At 51.8% G+C, this 13,194-nt stretch carries 10 protein-coding genes; 9 read left to right on the forward strand and 1 reads right to left on the reverse strand.

What is annotated here, in order from left to right; all coding sequences use genetic code 11:
* Window positions 1-3 precede the first annotated feature (3 nt).
* The 8 genes from MKQ68_RS13660 to MKQ68_RS13695 all read left to right on the forward strand — a co-directional run bounded on the left by MKQ68_RS13660 (window position 4) and on the right by MKQ68_RS13695 (window position 11,848).
* Window positions 4-1,092, forward strand: a complete 1,089-nt coding sequence (locus tag MKQ68_RS13660) for a Gfo/Idh/MocA family protein (protein ID WP_264279619.1) — start codon at window positions 4-6, stop codon at window positions 1,090-1,092.
* Window positions 1,093-1,148: 56 nt separating this feature from the next.
* Window positions 1,149-1,745: an RNA polymerase sigma factor gene (locus tag MKQ68_RS13665; protein ID WP_264279620.1), complete on the forward strand. Its 597-nt coding sequence runs from the start codon at window positions 1,149-1,151 to the stop codon at window positions 1,743-1,745.
* A gap of 58 nt (window positions 1,746-1,803) precedes the next feature.
* Window positions 1,804-2,922 (forward strand): FecR domain-containing protein, encoded by a 1,119-nt coding sequence (locus tag MKQ68_RS13670; RefSeq protein WP_264279621.1) that lies wholly within the window; start codon window positions 1,804-1,806, stop codon window positions 2,920-2,922.
* A 194-nt stretch (window positions 2,923-3,116) separates the two neighbouring features.
* Window positions 3,117-6,428, forward strand: a complete 3,312-nt coding sequence (locus MKQ68_RS13675) for a TonB-dependent receptor (RefSeq protein ID WP_264279622.1) — start codon at window positions 3,117-3,119, stop codon at window positions 6,426-6,428.
* An 11-nt stretch (window positions 6,429-6,439) separates the two neighbouring features.
* Window positions 6,440-7,387 (forward strand): RagB/SusD family nutrient uptake outer membrane protein, encoded by a 948-nt coding sequence (locus MKQ68_RS13680; protein ID WP_264279623.1) that lies wholly within the window; start codon window positions 6,440-6,442, stop codon window positions 7,385-7,387.
* Window positions 7,388-7,392: 5 nt separating this feature from the next.
* A complete protein-coding gene (locus MKQ68_RS13685) occupies window positions 7,393-7,890 on the forward strand; it encodes a RagB/SusD family nutrient uptake outer membrane protein (RefSeq protein ID WP_349773785.1) in 498 nt (165 codons plus the stop codon).
* A gap of 22 nt (window positions 7,891-7,912) precedes the next feature.
* Complete coding sequence (locus MKQ68_RS13690) at window positions 7,913-9,175, forward strand: polysaccharide pyruvyl transferase family protein (RefSeq protein WP_264279624.1); 1,263 nt, start codon at window positions 7,913-7,915, stop codon at window positions 9,173-9,175.
* 144 nt (window positions 9,176-9,319) lie between these two features.
* The gene (locus MKQ68_RS13695) at window positions 9,320-11,848 is read left to right on the forward strand and encodes a TonB-dependent receptor (protein ID WP_264279625.1); all 2,529 of its coding nucleotides are present in this window, start codon (window positions 9,320-9,322) and stop codon (window positions 11,846-11,848) included.
* 58 nt (window positions 11,849-11,906) lie between these two features.
* On the opposite strand, the gene MKQ68_RS13700 is transcribed toward MKQ68_RS13695, so the two are convergent.
* Window positions 11,907-12,416 carry a DinB family protein gene (locus MKQ68_RS13700; RefSeq protein WP_264279626.1) on the reverse strand — a complete coding sequence of 170 codons (510 nt, stop codon included), beginning with the start codon at window positions 12,414-12,416 and terminating at the stop codon, window positions 11,907-11,909.
* Between the two features lie 74 nt (window positions 12,417-12,490).
* Between MKQ68_RS13700 and MKQ68_RS13705 the strand changes: the two genes are divergently transcribed.
* Entirely contained in the window at window positions 12,491-13,081 is a 591-nt protein-coding gene (locus MKQ68_RS13705) for an RNA polymerase sigma factor (RefSeq protein ID WP_264279627.1), read from the forward strand.
* Window positions 13,082-13,194: the final 113 nt, after the last annotated feature.

The raw sequence follows: 13,194 nt of genomic DNA on the forward strand, positions 1-13,194 counted from the left end.
AGCATGATACAGAAACTCCGCGTCTTTTTGCTGCTGCTTTTCATCAGCACTACCACCTTTGCACAACAACCTTTGCGACTGGCAGTGGCCGGACTTAGTCATGGGCACGTAGGCTGGGTATTTAACCGTAAAGAGAAGAAGGACATGGAGCTGGTAGGCATCTACGAGCCCAACACGCAGCTGGCCGACAAGATCGCGCGTCAATATAAACTGGATAAAAAATTGTTTTATACAGATCTGGATGCGATGCTGAAGGCCACCAAACCTCAGGCTGTGTCTGCATTTGGGGCGATCAGTGAACACCTGGCCGTTGTAAAGGCCTGCGCACCGTTGAAAGTGCACGTGATGGTGGAAAAGCCACTCGCTACTACGTTCAAAGATGCACAACAGATCGCAGCCCTGGCACAACAGCATGGCATACACGTGATTACCAATTTTGAAACCTCCTGGTACGCAGGTAATCAGTATGTAAAACAATTGCTGGACAGTGGCCGCCTGGGGCCCATCAAAAAGGTGATGGTGAACGACGGGCACCAGGGGCCGCAGGAAATTGGCTGCAGCAGGGAGTTTTTAGAGATACTTACTGATCCTGCGAAGAACGGTGCCGGCGCGTTGTACGACTTTGGTTGTTATGGCGCGAACCTGATGACCTGGCTGCTGAAAGGGAAAAGGCCGCTGTCCGTAACGGCCGTAACGCATCAGAATAAACCAAACATTTACCCGAAGGTGGATGATGAGGCGACTATTGTATTACAGTATGCGTCGTCGCAGTGTGTGATACAGGCGTCGTGGAACTGGCCTTTTTCGCGGAAAGACATGGAAGTGTATGGCGCTACAGGTTATGCCGTGGCGGTGAATGATTTGCAGGTGCGTGAAAGATTAAAAGGACAGCAGGAAAAAACGATCACCTTAGAGGCACGTCCCGCCCCATTCACCGATCCGTTTTCGGTATTGGCACAGGTGGTGAGCGGGCAGCTGAAGCTGGAGGAGTACGATCAGTATGGCCTGAAAGTGAACCTGCTCGTGGTGGAAATACTGGAAGCGGCTAAAACCGCCGCCCGTACCGGCAAAACGGTTGTACTCCGCCCGTAAAAATCCGCCGGGCAATCCGCAAAAATGTATATATTAGTAGCACCACTACCCGCGTTATGAAAAAGGAATTTATCAGCCATCCCGCCGATTTGCGCGAGCGCCTTGCCGCAGGCGAGGAACCGGCGTTCCTGGAGTTTTTTCATACGTATAGTCATCATATTTACAATGTTGCGTTCCTGATGACCAAATCCACCACCCTGGCGGAAGACATGGTGCAGGAAGTATTTTTGAAGATCTGGCTGCAGCGTGCGCAGCTGGCGCAGGTAGAAAACCTGAAGGCCTACCTGTACGTTTGCGCCCGCCGGCATATCTTAAATGAACTACGTAAAAAGTCGGCCAGCCGTGAGTTTACCGGTGCGCTGCACGCGTATTTTTCCGAAACTGCCGACAACCCCGAACAGGCCTTATTGCGTAAGGAATCACGCGGCGTCCTTCATGAGGCGATCGACCGCCTGCCCGACCGGCAGCGGCTGATATACCGGCTTAGTAAAGAAAACGGGTTGAAGCAGGAGGAGATCGCGCATCAACTCAATATCAGCCAACATACGGTCAGGAACCATCTGGCCCAGGCACTGGTGAACATACGCCACTTTTTAGAACAGTCTGCCACCGGGCTTCTTCTCCTTATTTGCCTGCTACAGGCCGGGATGTAATATTTTTTTTCAGACAGACTAGTAAGTTCCTTCCGCACATGTGTCTTTATTAGTACACATGCCTACCCGATTCGACATATTGCTGCAGGGTTACGTATCCGGCTCCCTTACACCAGCCGAGCTGGAAGAGTTCCTGCAACTGGTAAAAGACCAGGACCTGCGCCTGCCTGCGGCAGTGGAGCAGCTATTGGAAACGAGCAACCAGCCCCTCCTTCCGCCGGAGAGAGGAGTAGAGATGGCGCAGGCCATATTGGCTAAAGCACGGCAGCAGGAACGTTCACGCCGCAAAGTATACTGGCTGGCTGCCGCCTCGGTTATGCTGGTCGTGGGTATGGCACTACTGCTGGAGCAGCGACCCAAAAGGGTCATCACTGCGCAGGTCAAGACCATTAGTAACACCTTGCCCGATCAACCCTCGCTGGTACTGGCCGATGGTACCGTGGTACCGCTGGACAGTGCCGGCAACCGGCAGATTAGCGCGGGCATCCGTCAACGTAACGGACAACTTCTTTATAGCACTACGGCGGAAAGCTACAGCGCACCGCAACTCAATAAACTTGTAACGCCCAGGGGTGGCCGCTTTGGCCTTACCCTGCCCGATGGCAGCCGTGTATGGCTCAACTCTGCATCGTCGTTAAGTTACCCCACTGCTTTCGCGGGCGAGAAACGCGTGGTCGAACTTGATGGACAAGCGTACTTTGAAGTCACGGGCAATACTGCGCAACCCTTTATTGTGAAAGTGAACCAGCTGGAAGTGCAGGTGCTTGGCACCCGCTTCGACGTGATGGCCTACAGCGACGAGCAGGTGATTAATACCACACTACTCAGCGGCGCCGTGCGTGTAAAAAACGCGGCCGGCGAAAGAATGCTGCAACCGGGGCAGCAGGCAGTACAGGAAAGGGACGGGCGATTTATCGTACAGGCGGCAGATACCGCCAAAGCGGTAGCCTGGAAAAACGGCATCTTCCTGTTCGACAACATGAATTTAGAAACGATACTTCGGGAAGTAGCCCGCTGGTATAATGTAGAAATCGTATACAGCGTTCAACCAAGCAAAGAATTATATGGAGGAGCGATCAGCCGCAACATGGGCCTGGAGGCCGTGTTACGGATGCTCGAAGGCAATGGATACAACCACCTGGAATTACGGGGCAATAAAATTACGGTACTGCCTTAACGGCACGGCATCAACACAAAATATGTTTATAGGAAAACAAAAACCGGAAGTGGTGGCACACCTCCGGCTGAATCTGGTATTCCTTATAATCTGCGATCGACTATTGTAGAACCACCAAACACCACTAATGTATGTATTTTAATGTGAATGAAAAAGGCCGGCGGCAACGCGGGCTTTTAACCACGTTATGCAAAATGATCAAACTCACTGCATTCCTCCTTTTTGTTGCATGCCTGCATGTAAGCGCTACGGGCCTCTCGCAGCAGGTAACGCTATCGGTCAGAAATGCGCCGTTACAGAAGCTCTTTAAAGAAATTACTGCGCGTACCGGCGTATCGGTGATTTACGGTGAAGCTGTACTGCGTAACACATCGGCTGTTACCCTTTCGGTAAAGAACGCACCGCTGCGCGAAGTGCTGGACCTCTGTATGCGCAATCAACCCCTTACCTACACCTTTGAAGGTAACAGCATTATTATTAAACGCCGGGCAGCGGAAGACCTGCCGCCCCCTAAACTGGTGGCAGACACCTCTATCATTGTTTCCGGCCGTGTTACGGACGCTAAAGGCGATGCGATACCTGGCGCCACGGTGATGGTAAAAGGCACAAAAAACGGCACGCAAACAGACGCAGGCGGGCAGTTCCGGCTAACGGGCGTGCGCACAGGGGCTATGTTACATATTACCTCCATTGGCTTCGAGGCGCAGGAACTCGCCGCCCGTAGTGGAACCATCACCGTGGCGCTCAGTACATCTTCCAGCAGTTTGAATGAAACGGTGGTAGTAGGATACGGTACCGTGAAAAAGAACGACCTCACGGGATCGGTGGCACGCGTGGGTGAATCTGCCATTAAAGCCACGCCTATTCCTTCCCTCGACAGGGCGATGCAGGGACGGGCGGCGGGTGTGCAGGTGGTGACCAACTCGGCGCGGCCGGGTGGCGCCGCAACCATTCGTATTCGTGGCTCGGGCTCTGTAAATGCCGGCAACGACCCGCTGTACGTGGTAGATGGGTTTCCCATTTCGGGCGGACTCAATTCCATCAACTCCGATGACGTAGAATCTATCGAAATATTAAAAGATGCATCAGCAACTGCGATCTATGGCTCCAGGGGATCCAACGGGGTGGTGATGGTCACGACCAAACAGGGCAAACCGGGCAAAGCGATCGTATCCTATAACGGTTACTACGGCTCGCAATCTGTTCGCCGGACTATCCCACTCCTTAATGCGCGGCAGTTCGCCACATTCGTAAACGAAGCGCTGGTGAACAACGGCTCGGCCCCGTACTTTAATGGCAGCTCAGAAGAAAGAGCCCTGCCTGAAACGTTCGGCAAAGGCACCGACTGGCAGGATATAGTGCTACAGGAAGCACCGATCCAGAATCATCAGCTCGGCATCAGTGGCGGCTCCGAGAAGAACCGTTACGCGATTTCAGCAGGTTATTATGACCAGGAAGGCATCATCAAAAACTCTGGTTTCAAACGATACACGCTGCGCGCGAACCTTACCAACGAAATCACATCGCGCGTTAAAACGGGATTATCGATGCAGGGCGCTTACACCAAAAGTGACAACGCACGCACTGATGTAGATGGTAATGAAGGTGGTGGCGTTACCAGTGCTGCATTGAGTTACTCTCCTACGTTCCCGGTATTTAACCCGGATGGGAGTTATTACAAAAACCAGGGCTCGTTGAATGGATATGCGGTGGACAATCCGCTCGCGATCACCAATGAGATCATCAACAAACAATCACTGATCAGGATACTGGCGAATGCGTATATCGATTACGAGATTATCGACGGACTGCATTTCCGTACCAGCTTAGGTACCGATCTGCAGGCTGGTAAAACCAATGCCTATACCACACGCAAAGCGCTGGCAGGCGCTACGCTCGGCGGTTCAGCGGTTGTGTCCAGCTCACAAAGCATCAACTGGCTGAATGAGAACACGCTGAACTACACGCGGACGTTTAACGACATCCATAACTTCAGCGCCCTGCTTGGCTATACGATTCAAGGCATCGATGCAGAGAATGTTACTGCGCGGGCCAACACCTTTTCCGATGATTTTGCGCAGTACCATAACCTGGGAGCCGGATCCACACTCGTTGCGCCCAGTTCCGGCGCCAGTAACTGGAAACTGATCTCCTACCTGGCCAGGGTGAATTACGGTTTTGATGATCGCCTCCTGCTCACACTCACCGCACGCAGAGATGGATCCAGCAGGTTCGGGCCCTCGCGTAAATTCGGGGTGTTCCCCTCCGGTGCATTGGCCTGGAAGCTGATGAACGAAGCGTTCATGCAAAAACAAACTATTTTTTCGGACGCGAAAGTACGTGTGAGTTACGGCTTGTCTGGCAACCAGGAAATCGGCGACTACCAATACCTGGCGAATATTACGATGTCACCTTACGTATTGGGAGGTACCCTGCAATCGGCCGCCAGCACGGCCGGCATCGCCAATCCCGACCTGCGTTGGGAAAAAAATAAGCAATTCGATGCCGGTGTTGATCTGGGCTTCTTAAAAAACCGTCTGCATATCACGGCAGACTATTATAACAAGATTACCTCCGACCTGCTGTTCTCCGTAAGCGTGCCTACCTCTTCGGGCTTCACCAATACGCTGAAAAACATTGGTAGTGTGCGTAACCGTGGCGTGGAGCTGTCTATCGGCGGTACGGTCATCGACAAGAATGATTTCCGGTGGAGCAGTGACTTCAACATCACTTTCAACAGGAATAAAATACTACGCCTCGATGGCCGCGAAGAGTTTACCACCGGCACCGACGCCCGCATTTTCAACACCTTTCCGAACCCGATATTGCTGAAAGTAGGCAGTCCGCTCGGCAACTTCTACGGACTCGTGATGGAAGGCATTTTTCAAAGTAAGGAGGAAGTGGATGCTTCTGCACAAAAGACCGCCAAACCCGGCGACATCCGCTATCGCGACCGTACCGGCGATGGTGTGATCAATGACAAAGACCGCGAAATTATCGGTAATTCGAACCCGGATTTTTTCGGTGGATTCAACAACACGTTCAGCTATAAAGGTTTTGAACTGAACGTGTTTGTACAGGGTAATTATGGCAACGAGATATTGAATTTTGGCAGTTTCGACTTGCTGAACCTGACGGGCGGCAACAACCTGAGCGCCCGTGTGCTGGAACGCTGGACGCCCACCAACCCGAGTACGACCATGCCGCGAGCCAATGCCGGCGGCGGTTCGCGCATCATCAGCAACTTCCAGGTGGAGGACGGATCGTACCTGCGCTTCAAGAACATCTCCCTGGGCTACAATTTTTCTGCATCCTGGTTAAACAAGTTACACATCCAGTCGCTGAAGGTGTATATCGCTGCACAGAACCTTTTTACAATAACGAACTACCATGGTTACGACCCGGAAGTGAACCGTTTCGGCAGCTCGTCCTTAAGCCAGGGACTGGACTATGGCACTTATCCCGCTGCCAAAACAGTATTGGCCGGTGTTAATCTGAAATTTTAATCCGACTGATCATGAAAAAACATGCCACATACATCGTTTCCACCTGCATGCTGCTGATGCTCACAGCCTGTGAGAAGAAGCTGGACATAGCCTCGGTAAGTAACCTTACCAACGCTACTTACTACAAAACACCCGAAGATGCCAAGGCCGCTTTGGGCGCCTGTTACAAATTCATGGGCGTGCTCGATCCCTTTGCCGACCTGGTGATGTCGGACGATGCGGTGCCCTTTCTTTCCGGCGCTGCGGACCGTGTAACGTTATGGCGTTACAACCTCACCCCCTCCAACGTATTTTTTGCCGTATATGCGGGTGCCTACGCGGGCATCAATCGCTCCAACATCGTGATTGACCGTGTGCCTGGCATTACGATGGACGAAGCGCTGAAGGAACGTTACATCGCGGAGGCCAAGGTATTGAGAGCGCTGCATTACTTTAACCTGGTGCGCCTGTTCGGCGGGGTACCCATCAGCATAAAAGAAACCGCCGCACTGGAAGGTTTGAATGCGCCCAGGAACACGGCAGACGAAGTGTATGCACTCATCGAGAAAGATCTGAAAGAGGCAGAAGGCGTACTGCCGCCACGTTACAATGCGGCAGATGCCGGCCGTATGACCTCCGGCGCTGCGAAGGGCCTGCTGGCGAAAGTATACCTTACAAGGGCGGGCAGTACCAAAAGCTCTCCTTTTTGGGCACAGGCAGCGGCCAAAGCGAAAGAGGTGATCGATCAGGGCGTATATGATTTGTACGACAACTATGCCGATGCCTTTGCGCTGTCGGCGCGCGGTGGCAAGGAAAACATGATCGAGATGCAATACCTCACGGACGTGTACGGGCATGGTTTAGGAAGAGGCTATGGCCCGCGTTCCGCGCCAATCTTTCCCGGGGTGGCTCCGCCATTGCCCGTCCTACCGCGAGCCTTTTTAACAGTTACACCGCTAACGATAAGCGGAAAGCCGTGACGTTCATGACTTCCTATGTGTTCAATAATGTAACGACCACCCTGTCCATTTCGGATGCCGATCCGGCCAAAGCCATTTCCTTTCAGAAGTTGTGGGACAGAAGCGCTAAGACCAATGGCGGCGAAGGTACCAGCCGGGTGGCGTTGCGGTATGCCGATGTACTGCTAATTTACGCCGAGGCGGCGAACGAAGCTAACGGCGTACCTACCGAAGATGCTTACACTGCATTGAATAAAGTGCGGTTCAGAGCGGGACTGAATAAACTGGAAGGACTGACGTACGAAGCCTTTCGCGAGGCCGTATGGTTAGAAAGGCGACTGGAGCTAACGTTCGAGAACTGCCGCCGGTTTGACCTGGTGCGTACCGGCAAGCTTGAAGCAGCAGTAAAAGCAGAGAACAGCTTTAACCGTAACGCGCAATTCGAATCCTATCACACCCTGTTTCCCATCCCCGTTTCCGACATGGATGCCAATCCCTTGCTGGAGCAAAATGACGGGTATTAATTCATCAAAAAGTACTTAACGCATGTATACACGCAGACATTTTTTAACCCAATCCCCTGCCCTGCTGGCCTTACTGGCAGGACTACCCGCACTGGCCAACACTCGTAAAAAGACCATATTGCTACGATCCTCGTGGCAAACGGTGAACATCGGCGATATTGGTCATACACCCGGAGTAATCACGCTCATTGAAAAATATATTCCCGAAGCGAACGTCATCCTCTGGCCATCCAGTGTCGACAACGGTGTAAAAGAGATGTTGCAGCAGCGTTTCCCGAAAGTGCGCATTGTGCAAACGGAGGCGGAGATAACGGCTGCCATAACGGAATCGGACTTCCTGGTGCATGGCTCCGGCCCTTCGCTGGTGGCGCGTAAGGACGTGGAGCGCTGGGCAGCTACCGGCAAACCGTACGGCATTTACGGCATTACGTTCCCAGGATATTACGGGGAACCTTCCGAAAGCCAGAAAGCCATGCTGCCTACAGAAGTCGCCCTGCTTACCGGTGCGAAGTTCGCCTACTTCCGCGACTCCATTTCGCTCGACTTTGCGAGGAACAACGGCGTTACATCGCCCGTGATGGGCTTTGCGCCAGATGGGGCTTTTGCTGTAGACTTAACAAATGAAGCTGCCGCAGATGCTTTTATGCAGCAGCATGGCCTGGAGAAAGGCAAGTTTCTCTGCGTGATCCCGCGGCAGCGTTATACACCGTATTGGGAGATCCCGTCGAAGAACAGGCCTCTTGACGAGAAGCGCAACGACCGTAACCAGGAGATGCGGGAACATGACAACGCGCCGATCAGGGAGGCCATTATCGCTATCGCCCGCCAAACCACCATGAAATTGCTGATTTGTCCGGAAGATGAAACGCAGGTTAAACTTGGTAAAGAAATCTTATTAGATAAACTACCGGAGGATGTAAAGCCGAAAGTCGTATGGCGCGACCGTTACTGGCTTACCGACGAAGCACTGAGCACCTATCGTCGCTCCGCCGGTCTTTTCGGGCTGGAAATGCATTCGCCCATCATGTGTATTGGTCATGGCGTGCCCGCCATAGTAGGGCGTTTTGCGGAACAGAGCAGCAAGGGCGTCATGTGGAAAGACATCGGCCTGGGAGAATGGTTGTTCGATATGGACGTACCCGGCGACGTACAAAAGATAGGACCTGCCGCGCTGGCCATGGCAAAAGACCCCGCAGCCGCGAAACGGACGGCCCGTAAAGGACAGGCGTTCGTACAGCAAAAACAGCGCGAAACCATGGGAGTATTGCGCAAAGCACTCGGGTAAAACAATCACCTATAAAAACTGGGGGCAGTTGCAGGCTTAGGCAGGCAGCTGCCATTTTTTTTCCGGATTTGATAAAAGATTTTCCCGAAACAGCAAACCTTCCGGGCTTTTTCAGCGGACTTTTGCATAAAAATCCTCTCCCGTATGAACATCAGGAGCTTTACCTTCCTCTTTTTTCTATTAATAGCCAGCATCGCTACGTATGCACAAAACGCCACGCTGTTTGGCAAAGTAAGCAGCAGCCAGGGCCAGCCCGTGAGCGCCATCAGCATATCCCTGCAGGATACCCGCCTGGTTGCCTTTACGGACGATAACGGCGAATACCGCCTGCAGCACATCAAACCTGGCGCCTATACGGTAAATGTTTCCTTCGCAGGTAAATTACAGAAATCCGAAAGCGTTACGTTCGCCGCAGGCGACAATAAACAGCTGGATGTGACCATCTCTTCCGGCGCACGCGAGCTGGACGAGGTGGTGGTAGAAACCAGTAAGATCATGAACCGTGCTGCGGCTACTGCCAACAAGATCCCTTTAAGCTCTCTGGAAACGCCGCAGATCGTACATTCCATCTCCAACGTCATCCTGCGCAAGCAAAACGCCATGACGTTGGAAGATGCGATGAAAAACGCGCCGGGCGTGGCCAAATTATGGGATGCGACCAGCCGTCCGGACGGTGGTTCTATCTTCGTGAGCCGCGGCTTCCAGGTAACTACCAAAGTGCGTAACGGGTTACCGAATATCGTTAACACGAACGTTGAAATGGCCAACCTCGAACGTATCGAGATCATCAAAGGGCCGAGCGCCACCATGTTTGGCAGCATTGTATCTTCCTATGGCGGTTTGATTAACCGCGTTACCAAACGTCCTTACTTCGATAACGGTGGTTATGCAGATGTATCGTACGGCAGCTTTAACTTTTACCGTGCTTCCGCAGATGCGAACTTCGTCATCAAAAAAGACAAGATCGCGGCCAGGCTTAACGTGGCCGGTCAGAACCAGGACAGCTGGCAGGATGCAGGCTTCCAGCAAAGCTATATCATCGCTCCTTCCTTCCTGTACAAACCGAACGATAAGTTTACACTGAATGTGGATGCGGAAATCGTAGGTTCAAAAGGTAACAGCAACGGCGGTAACTTTATGTTCGTGTTGGCTCCCAGCCAGATCAACGGTGCACTTGCGGGTGTACTCGCGGCACAGGGGTTGAACCAGCAGCAGATTGCGGGCATATTGTCGCAGGCGCCGCAAACCTTTAAGCAGGCTTTTGGAACTGATAAAGTCGACGAGCTGAAGCTGGACTACAACCGATCTTTCCTGCACAACGACGTCTACCCAAAAACTCAATCCAACGCCTACTTTGCAGACGCTACTTACAAACTGTCGCAGCACTGGACATCGCAAACAGCCTTTACCTACAGCCTGAGCCACAACAGTGGTTACAGCGCGTATCAATACATTATTCCTAATTACCTGCCTGCATTTATCGGCTCCATCAGCACGGGCACTCCTAGCTTCGGCACACCAGGTACCGACAGCATGGCCCGTATGGTATGGAACCCGATCGGCAGCACTAATACCATTAACGCACAGCAAAACTTCGTGTCTGACTATCAGTGGGGCAAAGTAAGAAACCGTGCGGTGATCGGCGTCGACTATGCGCGTTATAATTCCCTGGTAACGTACCGCCGCTTTACGGGCAGCCTGTTTGGCGTACCTTATGCGGATGTATTCGATATTGTACCATCCAACGGTAACTCGCCTAAAATGGGTGACTTTAATAAAGAGAACGTAGAGAACGCCTTTGCTGCCCGCCCGCCCAGCGAACTGGTATACGATCAGCGTTCGGAGGTATGGAGCGGTTATGTGAATAACGTAACGAACATCACCGATTATGTGATCGTATCTGCCGGTGTGCGCGTAGACAACTTTAAGAACCGCGTATCTGACGAAGACCAAACGAAATGGTCGCCTAAGTTCGGGTTGATCATTATGCCGATCAAGGACGTACTCACCATCTTCGCTAACTACCAAAACAGCTTTACGAACCAGTTCGGTGCAGACCGTAATAATGTTCCTTTCGATCCGGAAGAGGCCAACCAGAAAGAAGTGGGTGTGAAATATAGCTTCTTCAAGAACAAGCTGACCGGTAGTTTGAGTGTTTATGACATCCTCGCTAAAAATGTACTTCGCGCCGACCCTGTTAACCCGCAGTTCCAGATACAGGATGGTGAGCAGAAGAGCAAAGGATTTGAAGCCGAAATCGTGGCCAACCCCTACACCGGCTGGACCATCCTGTTCGGCTATGCATACAACGATAGCCGTTATGTAAGGGCCGATGCAAATGTAGAAGGTTTACGTCCTGTCGGCAGCGGTCCGCTCAACATGGCGAACTTCTGGACGAACTACACCTTTACCACTACAAAACTGAAAGGTTTAGGTATTGGGGTGAGCCTGAATTATTCCGGTGAGTCAAATGCATTTAATCAGAAACCCGATGGCGCGCTGATCCTGCCATCTTACGCCATCCTCGGTTCGCACGTAACGTACGACATGAAACGTTTCCGCCTGGGTGTGAAAGTAAATAACATTACTAACGAGCAATACTGGATGGGCTGGAGCAGCATCATCCCACAAATGAAAAGGCAGCTGATCGGTACACTGACCGTGAAGTTCTAGGATCATTTATCTAAATAAATAGTGCATGCGGTGTATATACTGCATGCACTATTTGTTTTTAGGCCGGCATGTCTTTCGACTGCTCGTACGTGGGGCCGTAGAGTCCGGGTACTTTGTTGCCAGTTGCACGCAGGTACACAATCATTTCTCCCCGGTGATGGTAGATGTGGTTGAACAGGAAACTGCGCACCACGATACCGCGGGGCATGGGGCCTAACACCACCTTACCGCCCGCCTTCATAGACCAGGGCTGTTGCAGATCTTCGTCCTTCAAGCCTTCCAGGGCTTTTCTTGCCAGTTCTACATTCTTTTCGAACAGGGCCAGCGTGGCCTTAATATCAGAAGGGGCACCGCGTTCGAGCGTGTCGGCGGTAAGGTCGTATTCAGCTTGCGTAAGCGTGCCTACGTACCAATAATAGATAGTGGCGATGTGTTGGGCAAGTTCGCCCATCGTCCAGGAAACCGGGGATGGCTTATAAGCGAGGTCCTTTTCAGGAATGGCTTCCAGCAGTTTCCGGGTGCTGTTCGTTTCGTGTTCGAACTCTGCGAGCAGGATTTGTGATAGCATATGGAATTTGTTTAAGCTTTCGTTAAAATTAAGCTATGTTTACAGCATAAAAACATTACAACCGGAAGCGTAAATTGGAGAAGAATGATATACATAGAGACCGGGCACTTTTTACCCGGATAGCAGATGGGAACGAGCAGGCATTTGAAGAATTGTTCCATCTCTATATGCCACAACTCTACCGTATTATTTACAATCTCGTACCGGTTGAATCTACTGTGAAAGACCTCGCCCAGGAAGTATTTCTGCATCTTTGGCTAGGCCGGGAAAAACTAAGCGAAGTAGAAGAACCGCAGCACTGGATATTCCGGATTGCCTACAACCGCTCCTTCAAATTCCTGAAGCGGCAACAAACCGAAGCTGCCAAACTCGGCACCACTGACGAACGCCTTTTACATACCAACGAAACCGAAGAAGCGGTACAATTGTCCGAAACCATTCGTCTCATCCGCGAAGCAATACATGAGCTTCCGGCACAGCAGCAACGCATTTATCAACTGAACCGCTTATCGGGCAAAAAGCCCGCCGAAATCGCCGCCGAGCTGGACATTTCCGTACAGGCCGTTCGCAACTCGCTCACCCGTTCGGGCAAGATCATCCGCGAGTACCTGGTAGAAAGAGGCATCGACATTCCGCTGGTAATCATCCTTTTATCCCAATTTTAAGATTTTTTTCTTTTGCGTGTGTATATTTTCTGCCGGCAGGGTACTGTATGATTGTACCGTTGCCTGGAAGCAACGCCATACACCAACCTAATCGAACATCTAACAAATTACAT

Source organism: Chitinophaga horti (assembly GCF_022867795.2).
Lineage (GTDB): Bacteria > Bacteroidota > Bacteroidia > Chitinophagales > Chitinophagaceae > Chitinophaga > Chitinophaga horti.